We start from the raw sequence: 23,472 nt of genomic DNA on the forward strand, positions 1-23,472 counted from the left end.
GTCTAAGTTAGCCCAAAATTTCGTCTACAGATTTACCACGTTTAGCTGCCATCTTTTCTGGAGTTGACATATCACGTAAACCATTAAACGTTGCACGTACAACGTTAGCAGTATTGGTAGAACCATAACATTTAGTCAAAACATCTTTGACACCAGCAACTTCTAATACCGCACGCATTGCGCCACCAGCGATTACGCCAGTACCTTCAGATGCAGGTTGCATATAGACTTTACTAGCACCGTGACGTGCTTTGATCGGATGATACAAGGTTGCATCATTTAGCTCAACAGTAATCATATTACGTTTGGCAGCTTCTAGTGCTTTTTGAATAGCAGCTGGCACTTCACGTGCTTTACCGCGACCAAAACCAACACGGCCATTGCCGTCGCCCACTACTGTCAAAGCAGTGAAAGAGAAAATGCGACCACCTTTGACCACTTTTGCAACGCGGTCAACAGTAACCAAACGCTCTACTAAACCGTCTGTTTGTTCATTTTTATCATTTTTATCATTTCTAGCCATGATTAAAACTCCAATCCATTTTCACGAGCGGCTTCAGCTAAAGCTTTAACTCGACCATGATATTTAAAACCACTACGGTCAAAGGCAACTTTAGTAATACCAGCTGCTTTTGCGCGTTCTGCGATCATTTGGCCTACAGACGTCGCTGCATCAACGTTACCAGTCGCGCCTGAGCGCAAGCTGCCGTCTAAGGTAGATGCCTGAGCGATCACTTCACCACCGTTCGGAGAGATAATCTGGGCATAGATATGCTTTGGTGTGCGATTAACTGTTAGGCGATGAACACCTAAGAAGCGAATATGCGCACGGGTTTTTTTAGATCGACGCAGACGAGCTGCTTTTTTATCAAACATTTCATCTCACCTTATTTTTTCTTAGCTTCTTTACGAACCACATGTTCGTCGCTATAACGAATACCTTTGCCTTTATAAGGCTCTGGTGGACGGAAACCACGGATTTTAGCCGCTGCTTGACCAAGCTGCTGCTTATTGTTTGATTTTAAAACAATTTCAGTTTGCGTTGGGGTTTCAGCTGACACACCTTCAGGTAACGTATATTCTACTGGATGCGAGTAACCAACGTTTAGGGTTACTTTATTGCCAGTAGCTTGCGCGCGATAACCAACACCGATCAATTGGAGGCGTTTTACAAAGCCTTCGTTCACGCCTATAACATAGTTGTTAAGTAGGGCGCGGATGGTGCCAGTATGCATCATGGCTTCTTTTGAATCGACTGTAGGTGAGAGAGTAACAACATCATCTTCCTGTTTCAGCTCGACCAATTCATGCAGGCGTAAAGACAAATTGCCGTTCTTGCCTTTCACTTCGACCTGCCGATCGTTCAGAGTGACGCTTACGCCGTTTGGCAGCGTCACTGGGGCTTTAGCCACACGAGACATAGGAATATTCCTTAAAAAAATTAACAGCTTCTGTTAGCAATAAATAATAGCGAAAAAACTAACAGGCTAAAAAGCGTGTTAGCTTAGCATAATTGACCCCGTTAGACACCTATCAATTTTAAATAATTAATGAGGCTGATTTTATATCAACCTTATAATGCATTATCATAAGATTAATATAGTTCTAACGAGATGCAAATAGACTTCATCGTCGGGTAGCTTACGCTACAAATGCGACAACTTCACCACCGATACCAGCAGCGCGGGCAGCACGATCACTCATGATACCTTGGCTAGTAGATACGATAGCAACACCCATACCTTGCTTAACAGTAGGGATAGCGTCTTTACCACGATGCTGGCGTAAACCAGGACGGCTAAAGCGCTGAATAGTTTCGATGACAGCTTTGCCTTCGAAGTATTTTAGTTCGATAGATAGAGTTGCTTTGTTGTTATCTTCTGCAGTAACAACAGCATTAGCCACATAACCTTCACTAACTAATAGGTCAGCGATTGATTTACGTAGTTTTGAACTTGGCATGGCTACGGATACTTTATTAGCCATTTGGGCGTTACGAATACGGGTTAGCATATCCCCAACGGTATCTTGCATACTCATGTAGTTACTCCTTACCAGCTTGCTTTACGAACACCAGGCACATCGCCTTGCATGACTCGCTCACGCAGCATATTGCGTGATAAGCCAAACTTACGGAAGTAGCCATGAGGACGACCTGTGATAGCACAACGATTACGCAGACGTACTGGCGATGAATTACGTGGTAGAGCTTGTAGCTCTAGCATTGCTTCCATACGCTGTTCATCACTTGCGTTGATATCACCGATAGTCTCTTTTAGCTTGATACGCTTATCAGCGTACTTAGCAACCATTTTTTCGCGCTTTAATTCGCGGTTGATCATGCTCTTCTTTGCCATAACGTCTTTACCTTATTTAAATGGGAAGCCGAATGCTTTAAGCAGCGCACGACCTTCATCATCAGTAGCAGCTGACGTGGTAATTGTCACATCCATACCACGGATACGATCAATCTTGTCAAAGTCTACTTCTGGGAATACGATTTGTTCTTTGATACCCAATGAGTAGTTACCACGACCATCGAAAGCTTTAGGTGAAAAACCGCGGAAGTCACGAACACGAGGAATTGCAACGGCAATGAGACGATCTAAAAATTCGTACATTTGCTCACCGCGTAGCGTTACTTTACAACCAATTGGCCATTCTTCACGAATTTTGAAGCCAGCGATTGATTTACGCGCTTTGGTGACTACAGGTTTTTGACCAGCAATCGCCGTCATATCAGCTACTGCACCTTCAAGCAATTTCTTGTCTTGAGACGCGCCGCCTACACCCATATTAAGTGTGATTTTAGTGATTTTAGGCACTTGCATCACGTTAGCTAAACCAAGATCTTCTTTGATCTGCTGCTTTAGTTCATTGTTATATAAAGCTTTTAATCTTGCCATTACCATTACACCCTTAGTGTCTTACGCAGTCGCCACGACTTCACCATTTGAACGATAAACGCGCTGTTTTTTGCCGTCTTCGTTAAATTGGTAAGTAATACGGTCTGCTTTTTGGGTTTGCGCATTTAAAATTGCGACATTTGAGAGATGCAGAAAAGCTTCTTGCTTAATGATACCGCCTTCAACGCCAGTTGCCTGATTTGGCTTCTGATGTTTAGTGACAATATTAATGCCTTCAACTTTAATACGATCGTTTTTTACAGCTTGTACAGTACCTTGTTTGCCTTTGTCTTTACCAGCAATAACAATAACTGTATCGCCTTTTCGTAATTTAGCCATGGGTTACCTCACAATACTTCTGGTGCTAGGGATACAATTTTCATAAACTGATCACCACGTAGTTCACGAGTTACCGGTCCAAAAATACGAGTTGCAATCGGCGCTTTGTTTTGGTTCAACAATACCGCAGCATTGTCGTCAAAACGTAGCACAGAACCATCGGGGCGACGAACGCCTTTTTTGGTACGTACAACTACCGCATTCATCACATCGCCTTTTTTAACACGACCGCGAGGAATGGCTTCTTTAACCGTTACTTTGATGATATCGCCGACTGATGCATAACGACGATGAGAGCCACCCAGTACTTTAATGCACTGAACTCGTCTTGCACCGCTATTATCTGCAACTTCCAGCATTGACTCAACCTGAATCATAGCGTTACTCCGCACGTATGAGCAATAAAAACCAGTTGCTGCCGCTAGCACAGTATGAGTAGACGGCATTTAATGTAAATGACCGCATTACTCTTAATATGAGTGATATACGCTCGGCGCAATCAGCATCCTTAAAAAGGCGGACATTTTAACAGCTTCTGGTTAATAATGCAATTTACTTAGATTTTCTCTACTTTTTCAACCACATTTACTAAAGTCCACGACTTAGTTTTTGAGATTGGACGCGTTTCTTTGATTTGGACAAGGTCGCCTTGTTGGCAAACGTTGTTCTCATCATGGGCTTTAATTTTAGTCGAACGACGAAGCTGCTTGCCATACAAAGGATGACGAACCAGACGCTCAATCAAAACCGTGATGGACTTGTCCATCTTATCGCTGACAACTCGTCCTGTTAGGACGCTAGCATTTGCGGTTGCTTGATTGTTATCACTCATGAGTCGCCTCGCTGTTTCTCGTTAATCAAAGTCTGAAGCTGAGCAATCGTACGACGATTGCCACGAACTTCATGGGTATTCCCCAACTGACCGGTTGCTTTAGCCATACGAATACGGAAAGCATCAAGTTGCTTTTCATCAAGTAACTGAGTCAGGTCTTCTAATGATTTATCACGTAATTCACTGATCTTCATTACATTATCGTCCGCTTAACAATGGTAGTTTTAAAGGGCAGCTTTGCTGCAGCAAGCGTTAACGCTTCACGAGCAAGTTCTTCTGAAACCCCTTCAATTTCATATAATACTTTACCAGGCTTGACTTCGCATACCCAATATTCTACAGGACCTTTACCTTTACCCATACGTACTTCTAAAGGCTTTTTGGTAATAGGTTTGTCTGGGAATACACGAATCCAAATCTTACCACCACGCTTAACTTTACGAGTAATGGTACGACGTGCCGCTTCAATTTGACGGGCAGTCATACGACCGCGAGTCAAAGATTTTAGACCAATTTGTCCGAATGCAACGGTGCTTCCACGATGAGCTAGCCCAGTGTTACGACCTTTGTGCATTTTACGAAACTTGGTACGTTTTGGCTGTAACATAGTTTAACCTCTGTCTGTGTTTCGACGGTTTCCACCACGACCACGGCGTTTTGGCGCACGAGTCTGCTCTTCTTTGACGGGATTATATACGCTATTCATGCCGTCAAGGATTTCGCCACGGAAGATCCAAACTTTTACACCGATGGTGCCGTAAGTAGTTTCCGCACGTACTGACGAATAGTCAATATCAGCACGTAGCGTATGCAGTGGCACACGACCTTCACGGTACCATTCAGTACGAGCAATCTCAGCACCGCCAAGACGGCCAGACAGCTCAACTTTAATACCTTTGGCACCAGAACGCATGCTGTTCTGTACGGCGCGCTTCATCGCACGACGAAACATAACACGACGCTCAAGCTGGCTACCAATACCGTCTGCTACCAGACGCGCATCGAGATCAGGTGACGTGATTTCTTCAATGTTGACCTGAGCAGGTACGCCCATAATTTTGGTCAATTCTTTTTGAAGTCTTTCGATATCTTCGCCTTTTTTACCGATAACAATACCAGGACGCGCAGTGGCGATGGTAATCTTAGCAGCACCAGTAGGACGCTCGATCATAATATTACTAATCATAGCGTTATCTAGTTTTTTGCGTAGATATTCACGAACTTGTATGTCGTTGATTAGGTATTCTGAGTATTGTTTAGGGCTAGCATACCAGTTTGCGTTATGCTTTTTGACAACACCAAGACGTATTCCGATTGGATGTACTTTTTGACCCATGACTTATTCTCCTACCTTTATAGTGATGTGACAGGTACGCTTGCTGATACGATCAGCGCGACCTTTAGCACGTGGTAGGATACGCTTTAGCGTAATGCCTTCATCAACGTAAATAGTGCCGACTTTCAGGTCGTCAATATCTAAGCCGTGATTATGTTCGGCATTGGCGATGGCTGAGTTAAGACATTTCTTAACAAACACAGCACCTTTTTTATTGCTATACGTCAGGATATCCAAAGCACGTTCAATAGATTTGCCACGAACTTCATCAGCAACGAGTCTAACTTTTTGTGCCGATATGGCGGCACCGCGTAATTTTGCAGTTACTTCCATGGTAAGCACCTTATTTCTTAGCTTTTCTGTCAATGCCATGACCACGATACGTACGAGTCGGGGCAAATTCACCTAGTTTATGACCAACCATCTGTTCGCTCACGATAACCGGTACATGAGTACGGCCGTTGTGAACAGACAAGGTTAGGCCAACCATTTGTGGCAGAATCATAGAACGGCGCGACCAAGTTTTAATGGGTTTGCGTGAGTTGGTTTCTAATGCAGTCTCAACTTTAGCAAACAAGTGCGCGTCTATGAATGGACCTTTTTTCAATGAACGAGGCATGAAATTCTTCCTTTATTTCTTCTTGGCGCGACGGATGATCATACTGTCAGTACGCTTATTATGACGCGTTTTAAGTCCTTTAGACTTCTGACCCCAAGGGCTGGTTGGATGGCGACCTTTATTACGACCTTCACCACCACCATGTGGGTGATCAACAGGGTTCATCGCCACACCGCGAACGGAAGGACGAATACCACGCCAACGTGAAGCACCCGCTTTACCAAGTGATTTCAAGTTGTTTTCAGTATTAGAGACTTCACCAATAACGGCACGGCAGTTAACGTGTACACGACGAGTCTCACCTGAACGCAGGCGAAGAATCGCATAAACACCGTCACGACCTAGTAACTGAACGCTTGTTCCCGCTGCGCGAGCCATCTGTGCGCCTTTACCGATTTTAAGCTCGATATTATGGATCACAGTACCCAATGGGATATTTTTAAGCGGTAGACAGTTACCTGGGCGAATTGGAGACGTTTCACCTGATAGCACGGTATCACCAACGGCTTGTTTTTTAGCAGCGATGATGTAGCGACGCTCACCATCAGCATACTTAAGCAAGGCAATATGTGCAGTACGGTTAGGATCGTATTCAATACGCTCTACCGTTGCTGGAATATTGTCTTTGGTACGTTTGAAGTCAATAATACGGTAATGTTGTTTATGACCACCGCCAATATGACGAGTAGTAATGCGGCCATTATTATTACGACCACCTGACTTGCTTTTTGATTCTAGAAGCGCTGCAAACGGACGACCTTTATAAAGGTGTGGATGCACCACTTTTTCAACAAAACGGCGGCCTGGTGATGTTGGCTTCGCTTTTACGATAGGCATGAGTGTTATCCTTATTCGTTGTTCGCTGTTTCACTAGTAGAGGTAGTAGCAGCTACTTCCTCACCAGCATCAGCCATTTGTACATCGTGACCAGCTTTTAAGGTGACATAGGCTTTTTTGTAGTCGTTACGACGGCCGATGTTTTTACCAAAACGCTTTGTCTTACCTTTAACATTCAAAGTGTTTACTTTTAAAACTTCAACACCTTCAAACATTAGCTCAACTGCTTTTTTGACTTCAAGCTTGGTAGCATTAGAATCAATTTTAAATACCTGAACGCCAAGTGAGTCACCAAGCATTTGAGATTTTTCTGAGAATACAGGCCCTCTTAAGACCTGATAAAGTCTTGCGTTATTCATGCTAGTGCTTCCTCAAATTGTTTCGCAGCTTCGACTGTCATGATCACTTTGTCGTACGCGATCAAGCTCACTGGATCCACTTCGTTTGTACCAAGTACATTGACGTTTGGAATATTGCGCGCTGCTAAATATAAGTTTTCGTCAACTTCTTTGGTGACGATTAATGCACGAGATGCATTTAACTCATTTAACTTTGCGATCAGCTCTTTGGTCTTAGGTCCAGAAACGCTCAGCTCTTCAACCAAAATTAAACGCTCTTGACGTATTAATTCGGCTAGGATGCACTGCATAGCACCGCGATACATTTTGCGGTTGACTTTCTGTGACCAATCTTGTGGTTTGGCGGCGAATGTACGACCACCACCACGCCAGATTGGGCTACGAATAGAGCCTGCACGAGCGCGACCAGTACCTTTTTGACGCCATGGCTTAATACCACCGCCAGAAACTTCGGCACGGGTTTTCTGTGCACGTGTACCTTGGCGAGCACCAGCAAGATATGCGGTGACGACTTGATGCACTAATGCTTCGTTGAATTCACGACCAAAAGCCGTATCAGAAAGCTCAACCGCCGCACCTGTAACTGTTTTTAAATCCACGTTAATCCCCTTGCTTAGGCTTTGACTGACGGACGTACGATGACATCGCCACCGGTGGCACCCGGGATAGCACCCTTGATGACAAGTAATCCTTTTTCGGCATCAACCGAAACCACTTCTAGGCCTTGAACTGTAACACGCTTGTTACCCATTTGACCTGGCATCTTCTTACCTTTAAATACCTTACCTGGTGACTGGTTTTGACCAGTTGAACCAATGGCACGGTGAGATACTGAGTTACCATGGGTGGCATCTTGCATGCTAAAGTTGTGACGCTTTACGCCGCCTTGAAAGCCTTTACCTTTACTATTTCCTGTGACATCAACCATCTGACCTTCTTCAAATAGGTCAGCTAGGATTTCACCACCAATTTCACGACCTTCAAGATCGCTGTCATTAGCACGAAATTCCCAAACACCACGACCGGCTTTAACGCCAGCTTTTGCGAAGTGACCTTTTTGTGCGGCTGTTACGCGGCTGTCACGACGAGTACCTGTGGTAATTTGAATAGCTTGATAGCCATCTATATCAGTATTTTTTACTTGAGTGATGCGGTTTGCATCGATCTCAACCACTGTCACAGGGATAGAATCACCTGTTGCAGTGAAGACACGGGTCATGCCGCATTTTTTACCGACTAAACCAATCGCCATTTTAAACCTCTTTATATCTTCTATTAATGGATTGGGCGTTTAATGTGCATTAACCCAAAGCAATCTGAACGTCTACGCCCGCCGCTAAGTCTAACTTCATTAACGCGTCCACAGTTTTGTCAGTAGGCTGAACAATATCAACCATACGCTTGTGAGTACGGATTTCGTACTGGTCACGAGCATCTTTATTGACGTGTGGCGAGGTTAGAACGTTGAAACGCTCAATACGAGTCGGCAACGGTACAGGACCACAAACTTGCGCACCGGTGCGCTTTGCAGTATCAACGATCTCTTGTGCAGATTGATCAATCAGACGATGATCAAAAGACTTGAGACGGATACGGATTCTCTGGTTAGCCATGCCAGCAAGCTCCTAATATGTGCTTTCGTCATTCTTGCTTTGCAAGTGGATGACCAAAAGCCGTTTGGTTAAATATTTACTTCGAGCGGCCTGCTGTTCTTAATCAGAAGCTGTTCTTTAACAGAACCAGTAGCGTGCTAAAAGCAAAATAGTTTAAAGCCCCGCCGTCTCTCCCATTTATTGGAAAGCAGCAAAGGCATAATGAAATAGTGCTAGAAACGATGCTCTAGCTGTCATGGCGCCAGCTTTTTAATTGGCCGCGCGCATATAAATCAGTGGTATATATTATACAGAGTATTTTGTTAATTGCAAGAGTAATATCAGAGCACTTTAGGGGCTATCTATCAACAAAACTTATCGATTTTATTTCAGCCATTCTTGATTGATCTACATTTACTTTACAGTATTAATTTTAACTTATGAACTCAGTAAGTACAGATAACTTAATATTAGGTAGTGCCTTAATCTAAGACAATATCGTATTGTTCTTGAGTATAAAGATTTTCTACATCAAAAGTGATCACCCGCCCCAGTAGATATTCAAGATCGGCTACCGTGTCTGCTTCCGAGGTCAATAGCAGGTCAATAACCGCCGCATGCGCGACCACAGTGAACTTCTTGGGTGAATTGTAAGTACGGGCGCAGCGCATGATTTCGCGAAAAATCTCAAAGCAAACAGTCTCAGCTGTTTTCACAAAACCGCGACCTTGACAGGTTGAACACGGCTCGCACAATTGCTGCCCTAGCGACTCTCGAGTACGTTTGCGAGTCATTTCTACCAAGCCCAACTCACTAACTTGAGTGATATTACTTTTAGCATAGTCTTGCGTTAGCTGAGACTGTAAGCTCTCGAGTACATCGTCTTTATGCTGCTGCTCAAGCATGTCGATAAAATCTAGGATAATGATGCCCCCTAAATTGCGCAAGCGCAGCTGCCGTGCTATAGCATGAGTGGCCTCTAGATTAGTCTTATAAACGGTATCTTCTAATGAGCGACCACCGACGAAAGAGCCAGTATTGACATCAATGGTAGTCATGGCTTCAGTTTGATCGATAATCAGATAGCCACCAGACTTCAGATCAACGCGACGTTTTAGCGCATCCCGCAAGTCTTCTTCAACTCGGTGCACATCAAATAACGCCTGCTCAGCAGTATAGTGAACGATACGATCATAAACGAAAGGTACGAATTCTTTGGCAAAAGTCCTGACTTTCTCATATATCTGAGCGTTATCGATAATGACCTTTTCGGTGCCCTCATGTACTAGGTCGCGAATAGATCGTAGCGGCAAGGAAAGCTCTTGATAGATTAACTCTGAGCTTTGATTGTGTTTCATTTCCTGCTTGCGCGCGCAAATAGTACGCCACAATTGCAATAAATAATAAACATCTTCCTCTAACTTATCTACTGGTACACGCTCAGCAGCAGTGCGGGCGATAAGACCACCTTGCAGGTTAACCGTTTGCATCAGGCTAGTAAGTTCGGTCTTTAGACGCGTGCGCTCTTCTTCGCTATCAATACGTTGGGAAATACCGATATGATCACTAGAAGGCAAATAAACCAGATAGCGTGAAGGCAAGGAAACATTGGTAGTCAGACGTGCGCCTTTACTGCCCAACTGGTCCTTGGTCACTTGTACTAAAATACGTTGGCTTTCGTGCAGGCGATGTTGAATCAGAAGTTTGCTGGCGGTGGGTACTATAGTGGTGCTTTGCGGGCTGACCACTGGCGGCGTCACTGCCAAATTAGTAGCAGGTATGGCAGCATTGTTCTCACCGTTGTCAGTAATGGCGTTTTTATCAGTCTTATCTTCAGATTTATTAGTGGCCGCTACTGGTTGACGTGGCGCTCGCTGCATATCATTAACATGCAAAAATGCCGTCCGTGATTGGCCAATATCGACAAAGGCAGCTTGCATTCCTGGCAGGACGCGTACTACCGTGCCCAAATAAATATTGCCAACTAAGCCTAGCTTATGATGGCGTTCAATATAAATTTCACCCAGCACACCATTATCTAAAACTGCGACACGGGATTCCATTGGACTGATATTGATCAGCAGCTCTTCAGACATAGGGTCTCTTCTCTTATCGCTCAGCTTTCTTATTAGGAGTTAATCGTTTTCTATTCTTACAGTGTAGCAAATGCGACTCGACCCTGCCCATTACCCTAGCGTGTCATTATGTGCAGGCAGCTACGCAGTTACCCTATTGTTACTATCTAACTTATAACCACGGCACTCGCTTCTTTGATTAAGGCCAGTGTTTGCGCTAAAGGCAACCCGACCACATTGGTATAGCTACCATTGATCCGAGTGACCCATGCGGCGGCTAAGCCTTGGATGCCATAACCACCCGCTTTATCAGCAGGTTCACCGCTGTTCCAATAGTCTGTCATCATATCCACTGTTAATGGCACAAAGGTTACTTCAGTGCGCTCAATAATTTGCTGCTGCCATAGGGCTCTAAAGGTTCCTGCAACATGGCTATTAGTATCCCAGCTATTAATAAGATCAGTGGCATTCTGCCCCGCACTGTTATTAAAATCGTCAATTGGTGTTATTAGCGTCGCTTGTACGGCGGTCCATACTTGGTGAGTGTTATCAGACATTTCCTGCCACATACTGTAGGCATGATGGCGATCTATTGGTTTGGTCAATACCGTTCGGCCATCCGGTAAGACACCGATGGTATCGGCGGTTAGCATTATAAATGACTTATTAAACGAGGTAGAAAATGTAGATAATTCAGTGCTTTCACTTTTAGAACTGGTATTTAGCTGTTCGATAGCCGCTGCAGCTTTGCTGGCGACCATACGTTCGATATAATCTTTTGGTAGCTCGCCATAGAGAGGGGTTTCATCGGCGTCAACACTCATGATACTAAAATCCAGCTGCGCACTAGTGAGTAACTCGCGACGCCGCGGTGAACCAGAAGCCAAAATAATATCCATCGCTATTCTCTTGTATTGTTACGTTATATAGGGTTTGCGATGTCAGACGCTTTGACAGTTAGCCAGCTACTCAAAAAGTATAAAATAGCCCGTAATTTTTATTCAAGTAGTGCTTACAATAGGTATTGCAGTGGTTGCTGAACCATCTAATAAATAAATTTGCGTAAAATTAATAGCACCAAAGGCCAGCTAATAATGCTCATTATTAAGGATGCCCCTGACTGAGCTACCAATGTATTTTGGGTGATCAGCTGTAATATCCATAGGTTCAGCTGAAACACTAATAATCCTAGTGTTGCTATTAGCCATGCCGCAGAGGTGTCCAATTGCTTAATATAAGTGCTGCTTATTTTAGTTACCAACGCGACCACTACAGCGGCAAAGGCTTGATGCCCTAATCGCGTGTCCATTAGTAAGTCTGCAATAAGACCTATAGTAAAGGCGGTAAAGATACCAACATAACGCGGCTGAAACAGTAACCAAAAGATCAGCACCATAATCATCACCATCGGGCGCAGGGTGGCCATATTTGGACTTAATGGATAGACATTGAGTGATGAAGAAACCACGAAACTTAGGATAATTGCGAACAGCAACAAGCCAGTTGAGTGCTCAGAGTTGGAATGCACCATGAATGCTGACCTTAACGAGTATGTAGCGGCGACTGCTTTAACGTTTATTTAGCGATGAGTAGGATAAGCAGTAACGGATAAGGACTCAGTGGTTATCCTGCTGAGTGCAAGCGCGGCGCTATAGTGACAATATCAGTACTCGTTGTATCAGTGCTGGTCTTGTCGGTGGACATTAATGACGATAACTCACTATCCGCACTTACTGTCTTATCTTGTAAAATTAATACGTAAGAATTATCAACAAAATTAGCCGCTGGCGACACTTTGATCGTTCTAAAATTATCTGCTTGCGTGTCATTGATATAGGTAATGCGACCGACTCGATAACCTGCTGGAATACGCCCCCCAAGACCTGAGGAAATCAGCTCATCACCGACCCGCACATCTGAGGTTTTGAACACATAGTTAAGACGCAATGACGTCGGTATACCTTCACCAGTGACAATAGCACGTTGGCCCGTACGCTTAACAGTCACTGCAACCGACTGTTGCTCGTCAGTAATCAGCAATAAACGACTGGTATTAGGATAAACATTAATAATTTGTCCCAAAATACCATCTTCATCAATGACTGTCTGCCCAACTTCTACCCCATCTTGTGCGCCTTTATTAAGCACGACGATTTGCTTGAGCAGACTGGTATCGGTACCGATAACTTGGGCCAAATTGAGCTCAAATTGTTCAGGCTTAGTGGTTGATAAAATACCTTGCAAGCGCGCGTTTTGAGCCAAAATATAATCTTGCTGCTGTAGCTTGGCTTGCGCGTGAATCACTTGCGACTTTAATCGTACATTTTCGCGGCGCAGCGTTTCTTTTGATTGCATGCTATCACTTGCCCAATGTTGAGCATAACTTGGTAATAAAGACAGCTCATAAATAGGCTGCATAGCGGCATGGCTAATATTGCGAACCGGTTGGAACCATTCTGGATTTTTGCTGTCAAACCACATCAGTATCAAGGCTATTATTAATACAATAGCAGTCTTACGAAGTGAGAGCGGCTGGCGTACAAAAATACTTGGAGTCATAAGGAGTCTAATTTAGCAGTTCTAATTTAGCAGTTCTAATTTGATCAGAACACAGTACTGGCTACAAAAAAGTTAACTGTCGGCGACCATATACTGTGTCTCAATGCGCCTTATTATTACCATTTTTTGATACTATAACAGGCAGCCCTATTGGCTTTGGCTGCCTGTGGCTCTGGTGTTAAATAAGCCGAGTCAAGTTAACCAGCATTATCCATTTAGAAATATACTATCTAGAGTGTTTATCTAGAATACTTATACAAAAATCATATTCAGGCTTTTATTATTAATAAAATCAAGCGCAATACCGCCGCCACGACTGACACAAGTTAGTGGGTCTTCAGCGACAGTCACTGGCAAACCAGTCTCTTTTGAGATCAGCTTGTCTAGGTCACGCAGTAACGCACCACCACCAGTTAAGACAATGCCACGTTCAGCAATATCCGACGACAGTTCAGGTGGCGTTTGTTCAAGAGCTACTTTTATCGCACTAATGATACCGCTTAAGGGATCGCTCAGCGCTTTTTGAATTTCTTCAGAATTGACCGTGAAGGTCTTAGGAACTCCTTCTGCCATGCTACGACCACGAACTTCCACTTCTAGCGAGTTATCTTCATTAAGCGCAGAGCCAACCTCTTGTTTGATACGCTCAGCAGTGGTTTCACCAATCACACAACCGTGAGTACGACGTACATGAGTGATGATAGCTTCATCAAATATATCGCCACCGATACGAATTGATTCTGCATAAACACAGCCTGACAATGCGATTACAGCAATCTCAGTGGTACCGCCACCGATATCGACGACCATAGAGCCACTGGCTTCATGGACCGGCATGCCGGCACCAATCGCCGCTGCCATCGGTTCTTCTAGTAAGAGAACTTTGCTAGCACCTGCTGATGACACTGCCTCACGAATGGCTTTACGCTCAACTAAGGTTGACTTGCATGGCACACAGACCACTACATTAGGCTGGGCCATGAAGCGCTTAGCCTTCACTTTTCCAATAAAATGCTTGAGCATCTTTTGTGTTACTTCAAAGTCAGCGATCACCCCGTCTTTTAGTGGACGAATGGCCGTAATGTTGGCAGGAGTACGCCCAAGCATTTGCTTGGCATCAATACCAACCGCCGCTACCGTAGGGTTTTGCGTGCGATTACTGCGTAGGGCGACCACTGTTGGCTCGTTGAGCACCACACCTTTATTAGGAATAAAGATTAGGGTGTTAGCAGTACCGAGGTCGATTGCGATATTATTTGATAAAAATCCAAACAGGTTCATGACTAATATATCCAGCGTCTTACAAATGAGGCGAATGAGGTGACTGAGGGGCTACTCGTCAGTGTCGAGTAGGTCGTCGTTGAGTATTGACTGTAGCGAAAACTTATCGTCGCAACCCGTCAGAACTAAAAAAACAATGAAACAATGAAATCGGCCTAAATTATACCGATTTAGCTCAAAAAAAACATAGATATTTACATTAGTAAGCAAGGATTTTAATCTTAAGTGATAGAATTTGTTACGACGTTTGAAACGACAGCAAGTGCGGTTTTAACAAACAAATAACAAGGCATCACATTCGTACAGGATTTTTGCTTAGCGTTTCTCGGTCACTGTAACGTATTTCATGGCTTAATAGGTAAACGATTAATAATAAATCAACAACTATACCGTCATTATAGCAAACTCACCTATCTTAACTGAGATTGGGCAGCAATCAAGCCGCATGCTCTGTAAACTTGGTTCAGATGCTTTATAATGTGTCACTGATTATGATAAAAACACTGATAAAAAGTACTCATTGTTATTTTAGCTCCTACTAAAAGTAAAAGCACTGCCTCAATAGCAATAGCGCTTATCAAGTAGGCCGCAATAATGATCCCTACTCTCAATAAAACAAGCTCAGTACCTTATTAATAATACAAGCTCAAAACCCTAATTATATTTACCATTAAATCTATAAGCGTATTGAGGACTATTAACAGGCGCTTATTTTAACAAACACTGTCCTTCCCTGGAGAAACAATGTCAAATATGTCCGAGCAACCGTCAACGACTGACAGTAGCGTCAGCCGCCACGAAATCCTAGAAGTTGCCAGCCTAGCGCGGTTGGGTATTGACGAAAATACAGCTGACAGCTACGCCAATGATATCAGCAAGATTTTAAACTTAATGAATACCTTAGCAGCCGTAGATACCACAGATTTAACCCCGTTGGCTAATATTCATGAAGCCTGCCAAGACTTGCGTGCGGATGTTGCCAAGCATGATATCAATCGTGAACGCAATCAATCGGTCGCGCCAGCCGTTGAGCAAGGCTTATACCTAGTACCGCAAGTTATTGAATAGCTTTTCGCTTAAAAACTTCGACTGACCAACTGATTTTATTTAGCTTTATTTTATTTTATGCAGTTAACATTTTGACGGACGACCCCTTATGTCTGAACTTCATCTATTAAGTACCCAGCAGCTGATTACGGGCTTACAAGACCAACAATTTAGTAGCCTTGAGCTGACCGAACACTATATCAAGCGTATTGACGCTTTAGATAGCAAGATTAATAGCTTTATTACCCATACTTCTGAGACCGCGCGTGCACAAGCGCAGGCAGCAGATGAGATGCGTGCGCAAGGCGATAAGCGTCCACTACTTGGCGTGCCGATGGCGCATAAAGATATCTTTTGTACCCAAGGCGTACTGACCACCTGCGGCTCTAAAATGCTGCATAATTTTGTCTCACCTTATGACGCGACTATCGTGACCAATATTGCTAGGGCCGGCATGATTAGTCTCGGCAAGCTCAATATGGATGAGTTCGCGATGGGCTCAGACAATAGCAGCTCTTATTATGGCACAGTGCAGAATCCATGGAATCTTGAGCGCGTGCCTGGCGGCTCATCCGGTGGTAGCGCATCAGCAGTAGCAGCAGGATTTATTCCAGTTGCGACCGCTAGTGATACTGGTGGCTCTATTCGTCAGCCCGCTTCGTTTTGTGGTTTGACCGGTATTAAGCCTACTTATGGCCGAGTCTCGCGTTTTGGTATGATTGCCTATGCCTCAAGTCTGGATCAAGCCGGCAGCCTAGGTCGTAGCGCCAAAGATTGCGCTTATCTATTACAGCCTATGGTCGGCCATGACCCACGCGATGCCACTTGTATTAAATACGACATCCCCGACTACGTGCAAGATATCAACGATGCCGAAGCGCAAGCAGGCGATAAGCCATTCGCAGGTCTGCGTATCGGAATTGCCAAAGAGTATTTCGGTAAGGGACTAAATGCCGAAGTCGATAAAGTGGTGCGTGCAGCATTACATAAGTATGAGGAACTTGGTGCGACGATTGTCGAAGTGAACATCACTGATCCTGAAATTACTCTTGCAACTTATTATATGCTAGCACCAGCTGAAGCCTCTTCAAACTTATCGCGATTCGATGGCGTGCGTTTTGGCTATCGCTGTGAAAATCCAAAAGACTTAATCGACTTATACACGCGTTCACGCTCTGAAGGCTTTGGCCCTGAAGTACAGCGCCGGATCTTGATGGGGACTTATGCTCTATCAGCCGGTTATTTTGATGCTTACTATATTAAAGCTCAAAAAGTACGCCGCTTAATCATCAAAGACTTCGATGACGCTTTTGCCAACTGTGATGTGATTGCCAGCCCAACGGCACCAACCGCCGCTTATAAACTTAGCGACAACTTAGATCCCGCCACCATGTATCTGGGCGACGTTTATACCATTGGGGTTAACTTAGCCGGTTTGCCTGCGCTCAGCCAACCAGTTGGCCTGACCTCTGAAGGGTTGCCTGTTGGTCTCCAGTTGATCGGACAGCATTGGCAAGAGAGCCAACTGCTGACTACCGCGCATCTGTTCCAGCAGCATACCGATCATCATTTACAACACTCTGCCATCGCTAAGGAGACGGTATAATGAATACAGCAACTGATAACAGCACCGTCCATGAAAATACTGTACGCCCTGAGGCTTTGCGTTCAGAGCTATTGGTCGATGGCTATGAAGTGGTCATTGGCATTGAGGTTCACTGTCAGCTCAATACCGACAGTAAGATCTTTTCAAGCGCGCCAATCGACTTCGGCCATGAGCCCAATACCCAAGCCAGCATCGTGGATTTAGGTCTGCCTGGTGTCTTACCTGTCCTCAATAGTGGCGTAGTAGAACGCGCGCTAAAATTTGGGATGGGCGTTGATGCTGAACTTGGACTATTCAATACCTTTGACCGTAAAAACTACTTTTACCCTGACTTACCAAAAGGCTATCAAATCACCCAAATGGCCAACCCTATCGTTGGTCGTGGCCATATTGATGTGGTAGTTAATGAAGGTGATAACAACGAATACCCTAAACGTATGGGCATCACACGCGCTCACTTAGAAGAAGATGCGGGCAAGTCTGTCCACGATGCGGTCGATGGTATGACCGGCGTGGACCTCAACCGCGCTGGCACGCCGCTGATTGAGATTGTCTCAGAGCCTGATATGCGCTCAGCTCATGAAGCACTTGCTTATATCAAAGCCATTCATCAGCTGGTCACCTGGCTGGGTATCTCTGATGCCATCATGGCGGAAGGTTCGTTCCGTTGTGACTGTAACGTCTCCATACGCAAACCTGGTGCGCCACTGGGTACTCGTACTGAGCTCAAAAACCTAAACTCATTCCGCAATATCGAACGCGCTATCAACCGTGAAATCGAACGTCAGATTGATATTATCGAGGAAGGTGGTAAAGTCGTACAAGCGACGATGCTTTATGATCCAGAGCAAGACGAGACCCGCGCCATGCGTAGCAAGGAAGAAGCCAACGACTATCGTTACTTCCCTGACCCTGACTTGCTACCAGTGCGTATTGAGCAACATACCGTTGATACCATTAGAGCAACAATGCCTGAACTACCAGTGGCACGCCGTGCGCGCTTAGAGATCGAGCTTGAGCTATCTGAATATGACGCGCGTATCTTGACTGGTAGCCGTCAGCTGGCTGATTATTTTGAAGCTGTGGTTAGCGAAGTCGGTCAGCAACACGCCAAGATTGCTGCTAACTGGGTCATGGGTGACTTGTTGGGTGCGCTGAATAAAGACGATAAAGACATTACAACCTCTCCTATTAGCGCTAAGCAATTAGCCGGTATGCTCAAACGACTCTTTGATGACACACTATCAGGTAAGCTGGCTAAAAAAGCTTTTAGCGCGTTATATGAGCGCGAATTTGGTGATGCCGAGGATGCCGCGGATCAAATCATCGAAGCCAAGGGTCTCAAACAAGAAACTGATACCGGCGCTATTAAAGCTATCGTTGAAGATGTGATTGCCAACAATGAAGCTATGGTTGAAGAGTATCGTGGTGGTAAGGAAAAAGCCTTTAACGGTCTGGTCGGGCAAGTGATGAAAGCCAGCCGCGGTAGTGCCAACCCACAACAGGTGAATCAAATCCTAAAAGAGTTATTGGGTTAAGGTTAATTAGTAGTAAACTGGACTGATTGTTGTCAGTAAAATCTATTTGCAGATTCGAGAAATAATTAACTCTTGCAATATGCAAGATTTTGCGTAGAATAGTCAGGCATTCGGGGCGTAGCGCAGTCTGGTAGCGCACTACACTGGGGGTGTAGGGGTCGCAGGTTCAAATCCTGCCGTTCCGACCAAACATAATATTAGGGCATACCGTCATTGACCGTATGCCCTTTATTTTGGGCGTTTTTTGGGTTTTCACTACCTTGTAGGTGTATGGCGTTCTATATAGAATGTTGGTATTATTGTTGGTATTGAGCAGTACCAACATGGACAATACCAACAAAGGATAGACCCATGCCCCTAACCCATACAGGTATCAACAAGCTACAGCCTAGCCCCACCTCTATTGATACAAAACGACCTGACAAACACAGTGATGGTAACGGGCTGCAATTATGGGTGCGTTATACGGGCGTTAAGTCATGGATCAGCGCCTACCGCTGGCAAGGCAAACAGCAAACCCTCACTATTGGCACTTACCCAGTAATGAGCCTACAAAATGCACGCCAGCGCAATATTGAGATCAAAAGATTAATAGCTGATGGTGTGAACCCTAAAGACGATAAGAAAAAAGCACAAGCAGACAATGACGGAGCAAGGGCGTTCGATACCATAGCCCAGCGTTGGCATGATGACCGCAAGGCACATATAGCCCCTACTACCTACAGCCGTGATTACTCACAGTATCAACGCGATATTAAGCCCGTCATTGGTCACATGAACATAGAGGACATAACCACGCCTGACATTTTGGCTATCGGTAAAGCTATCGAAGCGAGGGGCGCAGCTGACATGGCAAGGCGTGCAATACGTCAAGTAGGGCAGATATTCAAACAAGCCATACGTGAGGGCTTAATCAATACCAACCCAGCCAACGACTTAACCGAAGCGCTAAAACCTCATAAGGTAAAGCACCATAGTCGTATCACTAGCCAGCAATTACCAAAGCTACTACAAGACATTAACGCCTATGATGGTGATCTACTGGTAAAGCTTGGCTTATGGTTTTTGTGCTATACGTTTGTAAGAACACAAGAACTACGCTTTATGGAGTGGGCAGAAATAGACTATCAGGCGAAAGTATGGCGCATACCAGCCGACAAGATGAAAATGGATAGACCACACCTAGTACCGTTAGCACCGCAAACAATGGCACTCTTAGAGCAGATCAAACAACTAGGCTTTTCGGACAAGTATGTTTTCTTTAATACCTCAACCCGTAAACCATACAGTATGAACGCATTTATCACTGCCCTATGGCGCATGGGCTATAAAGGGCGCATGACTGGTCACGGCTTTCGTGGACTTGCCAGCACTACCCTACACGAACAGGAATTTATGCACGAAGCTATAGAGCTACAGCTAGCACATGAAAAAGAGAACAAGATCAGCAAGGCATACAATGGAGCGCAGCATTTACCCTACAGAACCAAGATGATGAATAAATGGGCAGACTTCATTGATGACGCTTACGCTGGCAAGTTGGATAATCTTATTCATGGCAACTTTAAGCAAAAAGAAAAAAAGCTAAGTTAGGGCTTAGCTATAACAACTATGCCTGGCTAGGACTAATTACCCGAAAGCCAGCCGTTCACACACCCTTATGCTGTCACTGCCTTGCACCTACTTTGATTTAAGGGTGTAGGGGTGTGAATTGTGGGATTACTAGATGCAGCAATAGAGAAAGCGAACTGCTATATATCACCAAAAGACTTCTTATGTTTTATGTCGTATAAGCTAGGAGAGCCAATTAAAGAGATCATATCTTTTTTGCTGCATAACAATTTTGATGAGCTAGTAAACGAATATTACATAGATCAACATTACCGCATTTACTCATACAACGATATTGATTGTAAGTATAAAACCAGTACGCTATTTCATGAGATCGCAAAAGATGGCTTTCTCGACTATATGATGTTTTGTAATTTTTTTATGATGATTGCCTAAAAGATGATGATGCAGATTTAGATTTAGATTTTTACGAGCCTATTGAAATAGACTTTTATTATAGTTTAGAAGAACTGCAGAAAATTGGCTTTTTAAAGAAGCTCAACTTGCCTTTAGAGAAAGGTAGGACGCTAGATTATAGCGTGACTGGCGATGATATGGTGACAGCTAAAGAGCCTAAGGACGGGATAAGATCATTTAAACTAATAGACACTAATGTCGTAAGTGCGGCGGAAAGAGCCAAACAAGAATAATCTATAATAGATGAGTATGGCTATGGATCACAAGCGCATAGTATCTATAAGACTCTTGAGATGGCAGCAAAAGGAGAGCCTGAAACAATAGTGCAAGGCGAACTAGAAACAAGCAATCAACTTATCAACGATCTTAAAGAGCAGGTAGTGCAGCTTATTGCTGATAATGACAATCTCGATAAACGACTAGAAAGCCTAGCAGATACGCCAGCCGATGACTTAAAAACAGTGCCACACCAAGCATACAAGACTGTAGATAGAGTAATGTATGCAATGGCTCAACTTACTAAAGTGGATAATTCAAAACCATACAGCCAAAATAATCCATCTTTAAACGCTAGTATTACTACCTTACTATAAAACCTCTATTAAGCCCTACCCCATAATATAGCAACCATGAGCCGTTACACACCGTAGCGGTATGTCATGGAGCTACAAACATGGCTAAGCTACAAACTACGCAAAATACACCAGTGATCCCTTTTACTGGTGACACCTCGCACAACACCGAACCAACCACTGCAAACAATCCATCTATGCAACTGCCTACTACTGGCATGGGCAGAGCTAAAGATGTTCTGCCCTTACATGACAAGGCTTATGGCAACTTTAGCAGGTTTTTAGAGGTATAAAACTATATTGGTAAGCGTTCATCGTCTGCCTTTTTTATGCCTAGAGTTTTGTATAGATCAAAGGTAAACAACATAGCGAACACAATCACAACTTGTTATCTATTATCCAAAAGTTTACAATCGAGCATAAGTATTCTAATAATTTGCCATGATAATTGACATTAACCAAACCGAACAATTTAGTCGCTGGCTGCATAAGCTGAAAGATCCACTAGGTAAAGTTGGTATATTGGCACGTATTAAGCGAGCGCAAGGTGATAATTTTGGTGACCATAAGCTTCTGCCAGACACAGGCGGTATCTATGAGATGCGTATATTCGAAGGTAACGGTTACCGTGTCTATTATGCCCAGCAAGGAGATACCCTCTATCTATTGTTGATAGGAGGCAGTAAAGACAGCCAACCAAACGATATTACTAAGGCTTGCACACTATGGCAGCAAGTCACGGATCAAGAAAAGGAGCTTCCTAATGACTGATATTAAAACTAGCCAATTTGATGTGGCGGAATACCTGACAGATGAAACTCTCATCAATGCTTATTTAAACGAAATATTAACTGATGGTATGCCTAGCGAGTTTATCCAAGCTTTAAACGATGTGGCAAAAGCAAAAGGAATGAACGAGCTGGCACAAAAGACAGGTATAAGACGCGAAAGCCTTTATAAGACGTTGAGATCAGAAAAGCCGCGTTTTGATACCATGCTAAAGATTATTGACGGCATGGGCTTACAAATCACTTTGACCCCTAAAGCAGAACCTTGCTTAGACGCTTAGACGTTGAACAGTATTCAATTATTATTTTAAGAGGTAGGCGTTTATCGTCTGCCTTTTTTTATAGTAGTGCGAAAAACCCACCAATCAGCCTTTTTTATAGTGTCCAAAAACACTAGGATTTCCCTAAGGTTTATTGATCCACAATGTTTACTTTGATATGAGGTGCAACATGTTGACCAATGTTGACGTTCAAATCAGTTTACAGGCAATAAAAAAGTATAGTCATAAAATGAAATTACCTTTACCCAGCGATACAGATCACAAAAAATGGATAGAGGGGACGATAGCGCAAAGCATCGCTATCATTAGCCTATAGCGTTACAACGCCATTACAACGCCATTTAAGCAGTATAAAGCTTACCACCGCAAGCGTAGAACCTCACAAAACCTCGCTTTTATTTCAATATTAGCAACACTCACTACGCAAGATTGCTCCATCAAATCATCTACAATCATCTACCTTAGATTGCCTCAACAACCCCATAAAACCCCATATCAAGAACCATACAAAACCGTACATTTTGCCCACCGATGATAAGCCCAAGAACTTAACTAAACTTAACATTTACAGCGACACCGCCAACGGTCAAAACCTTATAAAACCTTACATTGAAAACCTGTCAAAACCATACACTCAAACTCCGATAATGCTGACATTAAGTAGCTCATAACCTCATCATTACACTATTAGCAAACCCAGTAGCTACAAAGGCTTATCTAGTTTATAGACAAGTATCGCGCGCACACGCGAGGTAAGCACCAATTACAGGGTTTTTTTACACCTTAGATTAACACGTGAAGTGCAATTTCAAACAGCAGGTGAAAAAGAGGCCTAGATGCGCTAGCATCAAGGTTACTATCCACCGCCAAAGTGAGA

The 23,472-nt window shown here is 43.9% G+C and carries 32 protein-coding genes and 1 tRNA gene; 9 read left to right on the forward strand and 24 right to left on the reverse strand.

What is annotated here, in order from left to right:
* Nucleotides 1-7 precede the first annotated feature (7 nt).
* From rpsE to RCH20_RS10565, 24 genes are all read right to left on the reverse strand, one after another.
* Nucleotides 8-523, reverse strand: coding sequence for a 30S ribosomal protein S5 (gene rpsE, locus RCH20_RS10450; protein ID WP_010196711.1), 516 nt, complete (start codon nt 521-523; stop codon nt 8-10).
* Nucleotides 524-525: 2 nt separating this feature from the next.
* A complete protein-coding gene (rplR, locus tag RCH20_RS10455; RefSeq protein ID WP_209958592.1) occupies nt 526-876 on the reverse strand; it encodes a 50S ribosomal protein L18 in 351 nt (116 codons plus the stop codon).
* Between the two features lie 11 nt (nt 877-887).
* The gene (gene rplF / locus RCH20_RS10460) at nt 888-1,421 is read right to left on the reverse strand and encodes a 50S ribosomal protein L6 (RefSeq protein ID WP_209958595.1); all 534 of its coding nucleotides are present in this window, start codon (nt 1,419-1,421) and stop codon (nt 888-890) included.
* Nucleotides 1,422-1,641: 220 nt separating this feature from the next.
* The gene (gene rpsH / locus RCH20_RS10465; RefSeq protein ID WP_209958597.1) at nt 1,642-2,040 is read right to left on the reverse strand and encodes a 30S ribosomal protein S8; all 399 of its coding nucleotides are present in this window, start codon (nt 2,038-2,040) and stop codon (nt 1,642-1,644) included.
* An 11-nt stretch (nt 2,041-2,051) separates the two neighbouring features.
* The gene (rpsN, locus tag RCH20_RS10470; protein WP_209958599.1) at nt 2,052-2,357 is read right to left on the reverse strand and encodes a 30S ribosomal protein S14; all 306 of its coding nucleotides are present in this window, start codon (nt 2,355-2,357) and stop codon (nt 2,052-2,054) included.
* A gap of 12 nt (nt 2,358-2,369) precedes the next feature.
* On the reverse strand, nt 2,370-2,906 hold the full coding sequence (gene rplE / locus RCH20_RS10475; protein ID WP_209958602.1) for a 50S ribosomal protein L5: 537 nt from the start codon (nt 2,904-2,906) through the stop codon (nt 2,370-2,372).
* Between the two features lie 21 nt (nt 2,907-2,927).
* Nucleotides 2,928-3,245, reverse strand: a complete 318-nt coding sequence (gene rplX / locus RCH20_RS10480; RefSeq protein ID WP_209958604.1) for a 50S ribosomal protein L24 — start codon at nt 3,243-3,245, stop codon at nt 2,928-2,930.
* Between the two features lie 8 nt (nt 3,246-3,253).
* Nucleotides 3,254-3,622, reverse strand: a complete 369-nt coding sequence (gene rplN / locus RCH20_RS10485) for a 50S ribosomal protein L14 (RefSeq protein WP_010196702.1) — start codon at nt 3,620-3,622, stop codon at nt 3,254-3,256.
* Between the two features lie 179 nt (nt 3,623-3,801).
* Nucleotides 3,802-4,077, reverse strand: a complete 276-nt coding sequence (gene rpsQ, locus RCH20_RS10490; RefSeq protein WP_209958606.1) for a 30S ribosomal protein S17 — start codon at nt 4,075-4,077, stop codon at nt 3,802-3,804.
* Complete coding sequence (gene rpmC, locus RCH20_RS10495) at nt 4,074-4,271, reverse strand: 50S ribosomal protein L29 (RefSeq protein ID WP_209958609.1); 198 nt, start codon at nt 4,269-4,271, stop codon at nt 4,074-4,076. Before rpmC ends, rpsQ begins: the two co-directional genes overlap by 4 nt.
* Nucleotides 4,271-4,684, reverse strand: a complete 414-nt coding sequence (gene rplP, locus RCH20_RS10500; protein ID WP_209958610.1) for a 50S ribosomal protein L16 — start codon at nt 4,682-4,684, stop codon at nt 4,271-4,273. The genes rpmC and rplP overlap by 1 nt, the downstream gene beginning before the upstream one ends.
* 3 nt (nt 4,685-4,687) lie before the next feature.
* Nucleotides 4,688-5,413 carry a 30S ribosomal protein S3 gene (rpsC, locus tag RCH20_RS10505; RefSeq protein ID WP_209958613.1) on the reverse strand — a complete coding sequence of 242 codons (726 nt, stop codon included), beginning with the start codon at nt 5,411-5,413 and terminating at the stop codon, nt 4,688-4,690.
* 3 nt (nt 5,414-5,416) lie between these two features.
* Nucleotides 5,417-5,746: a 50S ribosomal protein L22 gene (gene rplV, locus RCH20_RS10510; RefSeq protein ID WP_201556517.1), complete on the reverse strand. Its 330-nt coding sequence runs from the start codon at nt 5,744-5,746 to the stop codon at nt 5,417-5,419.
* Between the two features lie 10 nt (nt 5,747-5,756).
* Nucleotides 5,757-6,032: a 30S ribosomal protein S19 gene (gene rpsS, locus RCH20_RS10515; RefSeq protein ID WP_209958617.1), complete on the reverse strand. Its 276-nt coding sequence runs from the start codon at nt 6,030-6,032 to the stop codon at nt 5,757-5,759.
* 12 nt (nt 6,033-6,044) lie between these two features.
* A complete protein-coding gene (gene rplB, locus RCH20_RS10520; protein ID WP_209958619.1) occupies nt 6,045-6,869 on the reverse strand; it encodes a 50S ribosomal protein L2 in 825 nt (274 codons plus the stop codon).
* An 11-nt stretch (nt 6,870-6,880) separates the two neighbouring features.
* Nucleotides 6,881-7,228, reverse strand: coding sequence for a 50S ribosomal protein L23 (gene rplW, locus RCH20_RS10525; RefSeq protein WP_209958621.1), 348 nt, complete (start codon nt 7,226-7,228; stop codon nt 6,881-6,883).
* Complete coding sequence (gene rplD, locus RCH20_RS10530) at nt 7,225-7,827, reverse strand: 50S ribosomal protein L4 (RefSeq protein WP_209958623.1); 603 nt, start codon at nt 7,825-7,827, stop codon at nt 7,225-7,227. Before rplD ends, rplW begins: the two co-directional genes overlap by 4 nt.
* Nucleotides 7,828-7,841: 14 nt before the next feature.
* Nucleotides 7,842-8,480, reverse strand: a complete 639-nt coding sequence (gene rplC, locus RCH20_RS10535) for a 50S ribosomal protein L3 (protein ID WP_209958625.1) — start codon at nt 8,478-8,480, stop codon at nt 7,842-7,844.
* A 49-nt stretch (nt 8,481-8,529) separates the two neighbouring features.
* The gene (gene rpsJ, locus RCH20_RS10540) at nt 8,530-8,841 is read right to left on the reverse strand and encodes a 30S ribosomal protein S10 (RefSeq protein ID WP_010196670.1); all 312 of its coding nucleotides are present in this window, start codon (nt 8,839-8,841) and stop codon (nt 8,530-8,532) included.
* Nucleotides 8,842-9,302: 461 nt separating this feature from the next.
* On the reverse strand, nt 9,303-10,916 hold the full coding sequence (locus tag RCH20_RS10545) for an Rne/Rng family ribonuclease (protein ID WP_327193549.1): 1,614 nt from the start codon (nt 10,914-10,916) through the stop codon (nt 9,303-9,305).
* 146 nt (nt 10,917-11,062) lie between these two features.
* Nucleotides 11,063-11,794 carry a Maf family protein gene (locus RCH20_RS10550; RefSeq protein ID WP_327193550.1) on the reverse strand — a complete coding sequence of 244 codons (732 nt, stop codon included), beginning with the start codon at nt 11,792-11,794 and terminating at the stop codon, nt 11,063-11,065.
* 146 nt (nt 11,795-11,940) lie between these two features.
* Nucleotides 11,941-12,426 carry a rod shape-determining protein MreD gene (gene mreD / locus RCH20_RS10555; protein ID WP_209958632.1) on the reverse strand — a complete coding sequence of 162 codons (486 nt, stop codon included), beginning with the start codon at nt 12,424-12,426 and terminating at the stop codon, nt 11,941-11,943.
* Between the two features lie 92 nt (nt 12,427-12,518).
* Entirely contained in the window at nt 12,519-13,454 is a 936-nt protein-coding gene (gene mreC / locus RCH20_RS10560) for a rod shape-determining protein MreC (protein WP_209958634.1), read from the reverse strand.
* 252 nt (nt 13,455-13,706) lie between these two features.
* Complete coding sequence (locus tag RCH20_RS10565) at nt 13,707-14,744, reverse strand: rod shape-determining protein (protein WP_209959236.1); 1,038 nt, start codon at nt 14,742-14,744, stop codon at nt 13,707-13,709.
* Between the two features lie 744 nt (nt 14,745-15,488).
* On the opposite strand from RCH20_RS10565, the gene gatC reads away from it, so the two are divergent.
* From gatC to RCH20_RS10610, 9 genes are all read left to right on the forward strand, one after another.
* Complete coding sequence (gatC, locus tag RCH20_RS10570) at nt 15,489-15,803, forward strand: Asp-tRNA(Asn)/Glu-tRNA(Gln) amidotransferase subunit GatC (RefSeq protein WP_209959238.1); 315 nt, start codon at nt 15,489-15,491, stop codon at nt 15,801-15,803.
* An 88-nt stretch (nt 15,804-15,891) separates the two neighbouring features.
* Nucleotides 15,892-17,388 (forward strand): Asp-tRNA(Asn)/Glu-tRNA(Gln) amidotransferase subunit GatA, encoded by a 1,497-nt coding sequence (gene gatA / locus RCH20_RS10575; protein ID WP_209958637.1) that lies wholly within the window; start codon nt 15,892-15,894, stop codon nt 17,386-17,388.
* Entirely contained in the window at nt 17,388-18,926 is a 1,539-nt protein-coding gene (gene gatB / locus RCH20_RS10580) for an Asp-tRNA(Asn)/Glu-tRNA(Gln) amidotransferase subunit GatB (RefSeq protein ID WP_327193551.1), read from the forward strand. Before gatA ends, gatB begins: the two co-directional genes overlap by 1 nt.
* Nucleotides 18,927-19,037: 111 nt before the next feature.
* A tRNA-Pro gene (locus tag RCH20_RS10585) sits at nt 19,038-19,114 on the forward strand.
* Nucleotides 19,115-19,277: 163 nt separating this feature from the next.
* Nucleotides 19,278-20,519, forward strand: coding sequence for a tyrosine-type recombinase/integrase (locus RCH20_RS10590; protein WP_327193552.1), 1,242 nt, complete (start codon nt 19,278-19,280; stop codon nt 20,517-20,519).
* A 728-nt stretch (nt 20,520-21,247) separates the two neighbouring features.
* Nucleotides 21,248-21,547: a hypothetical protein gene (locus tag RCH20_RS10595; protein ID WP_209958641.1), complete on the forward strand. Its 300-nt coding sequence runs from the start codon at nt 21,248-21,250 to the stop codon at nt 21,545-21,547.
* A gap of 80 nt (nt 21,548-21,627) precedes the next feature.
* A complete protein-coding gene (locus RCH20_RS10600; protein ID WP_327193553.1) occupies nt 21,628-21,819 on the forward strand; it encodes a hypothetical protein in 192 nt (63 codons plus the stop codon).
* A 148-nt stretch (nt 21,820-21,967) separates the two neighbouring features.
* Nucleotides 21,968-22,297: a type II toxin-antitoxin system RelE/ParE family toxin gene (locus tag RCH20_RS10605; protein WP_327193554.1), complete on the forward strand. Its 330-nt coding sequence runs from the start codon at nt 21,968-21,970 to the stop codon at nt 22,295-22,297.
* Nucleotides 22,290-22,595, forward strand: coding sequence for an addiction module antidote protein (locus tag RCH20_RS10610; RefSeq protein ID WP_209958645.1), 306 nt, complete (start codon nt 22,290-22,292; stop codon nt 22,593-22,595). The genes RCH20_RS10605 and RCH20_RS10610 overlap by 8 nt, the downstream gene beginning before the upstream one ends.
* Nucleotides 22,596-23,472 lie beyond the last annotated feature (877 nt).

The sequence above is a fragment of the Psychrobacter sp. PL15 genome, assembly GCF_035984995.1.
Classification (GTDB): domain Bacteria; phylum Pseudomonadota; class Gammaproteobacteria; order Pseudomonadales; family Moraxellaceae; genus Psychrobacter.

What these genes read in the sequence shown, in the direction of transcription:
- rpsE (WP_010196711.1), bottom strand. Translation starts at nt 523, where the DNA reads ATGGCTAGAAATGATAAAAATGATAAAAATGAACAAACAGACGGTTTA.
- rplR (WP_209958592.1), bottom strand. Translation starts at nt 876, where the DNA reads ATGTTTGATAAAAAAGCAGCTCGTCTGCGTCGATCTAAAAAAACCCGT.
- rplF (WP_209958595.1), bottom strand. Translation starts at nt 1,421, where the DNA reads ATGTCTCGTGTGGCTAAAGCCCCAGTGACGCTGCCAAACGGCGTAAGC.
- rpsH (WP_209958597.1), bottom strand. Translation starts at nt 2,040, where the DNA reads ATGAGTATGCAAGATACCGTTGGGGATATGCTAACCCGTATTCGTAAC.
- rpsN (WP_209958599.1), bottom strand. Translation starts at nt 2,357, where the DNA reads ATGGCAAAGAAGAGCATGATCAACCGCGAATTAAAGCGCGAAAAAATG.
- rplE (WP_209958602.1), bottom strand. Translation starts at nt 2,906, where the DNA reads ATGGCAAGATTAAAAGCTTTATATAACAATGAACTAAAGCAGCAGATC.
- rplX (WP_209958604.1), bottom strand. Translation starts at nt 3,245, where the DNA reads ATGGCTAAATTACGAAAAGGCGATACAGTTATTGTTATTGCTGGTAAA.
- rplN (WP_010196702.1), bottom strand. Translation starts at nt 3,622, where the DNA reads ATGATTCAGGTTGAGTCAATGCTGGAAGTTGCAGATAATAGCGGTGCA.
- rpsQ (WP_209958606.1), bottom strand. Translation starts at nt 4,077, where the DNA reads ATGAGTGATAACAATCAAGCAACCGCAAATGCTAGCGTCCTAACAGGA.
- rpmC (WP_209958609.1), bottom strand. Translation starts at nt 4,271, where the DNA reads ATGAAGATCAGTGAATTACGTGATAAATCATTAGAAGACCTGACTCAG.
- rplP (WP_209958610.1), bottom strand. Translation starts at nt 4,684, where the DNA reads ATGTTACAGCCAAAACGTACCAAGTTTCGTAAAATGCACAAAGGTCGT.
- rpsC (WP_209958613.1), bottom strand. Translation starts at nt 5,413, where the DNA reads ATGGGTCAAAAAGTACATCCAATCGGAATACGTCTTGGTGTTGTCAAA.
- rplV (WP_201556517.1), bottom strand. Translation starts at nt 5,746, where the DNA reads ATGGAAGTAACTGCAAAATTACGCGGTGCCGCCATATCGGCACAAAAA.
- rpsS (WP_209958617.1), bottom strand. Translation starts at nt 6,032, where the DNA reads ATGCCTCGTTCATTGAAAAAAGGTCCATTCATAGACGCGCACTTGTTT.
- rplB (WP_209958619.1), bottom strand. Translation starts at nt 6,869, where the DNA reads ATGCCTATCGTAAAAGCGAAGCCAACATCACCAGGCCGCCGTTTTGTT.
- rplW (WP_209958621.1), bottom strand. Translation starts at nt 7,228, where the DNA reads ATGAATAACGCAAGACTTTATCAGGTCTTAAGAGGGCCTGTATTCTCA.
- rplC (WP_209958625.1), bottom strand. Translation starts at nt 8,480, where the DNA reads ATGGCGATTGGTTTAGTCGGTAAAAAATGCGGCATGACCCGTGTCTTC.
- rpsJ (WP_010196670.1), bottom strand. Translation starts at nt 8,841, where the DNA reads ATGGCTAACCAGAGAATCCGTATCCGTCTCAAGTCTTTTGATCATCGT.
- RCH20_RS10545 (WP_327193549.1), bottom strand. Translation starts at nt 10,916, where the DNA reads ATGTCTGAAGAGCTGCTGATCAATATCAGTCCAATGGAATCCCGTGTC.
- RCH20_RS10550 (WP_327193550.1), bottom strand. Translation starts at nt 11,794, where the DNA reads ATGGATATTATTTTGGCTTCTGGTTCACCGCGGCGTCGCGAGTTACTC.
- mreD (WP_209958632.1), bottom strand. Translation starts at nt 12,426, where the DNA reads ATGGTGCATTCCAACTCTGAGCACTCAACTGGCTTGTTGCTGTTCGCA.
- mreC (WP_209958634.1), bottom strand. Translation starts at nt 13,454, where the DNA reads ATGACTCCAAGTATTTTTGTACGCCAGCCGCTCTCACTTCGTAAGACT.
- gatC (WP_209959238.1), top strand. Translation starts at nt 15,489, where the DNA reads ATGTCCGAGCAACCGTCAACGACTGACAGTAGCGTCAGCCGCCACGAA.
- gatA (WP_209958637.1), top strand. Translation starts at nt 15,892, where the DNA reads ATGTCTGAACTTCATCTATTAAGTACCCAGCAGCTGATTACGGGCTTA.
- gatB (WP_327193551.1), top strand. Translation starts at nt 17,388, where the DNA reads ATGAATACAGCAACTGATAACAGCACCGTCCATGAAAATACTGTACGC.
- RCH20_RS10590 (WP_327193552.1), top strand. Translation starts at nt 19,278, where the DNA reads ATGCCCCTAACCCATACAGGTATCAACAAGCTACAGCCTAGCCCCACC.
- RCH20_RS10595 (WP_209958641.1), top strand. Translation starts at nt 21,248, where the DNA reads ATGGCAGCAAAAGGAGAGCCTGAAACAATAGTGCAAGGCGAACTAGAA.
- RCH20_RS10600 (WP_327193553.1), top strand. Translation starts at nt 21,628, where the DNA reads ATGGCTAAGCTACAAACTACGCAAAATACACCAGTGATCCCTTTTACT.
- RCH20_RS10605 (WP_327193554.1), top strand. Translation starts at nt 21,968, where the DNA reads ATGATAATTGACATTAACCAAACCGAACAATTTAGTCGCTGGCTGCAT.
- RCH20_RS10610 (WP_209958645.1), top strand. Translation starts at nt 22,290, where the DNA reads ATGACTGATATTAAAACTAGCCAATTTGATGTGGCGGAATACCTGACA.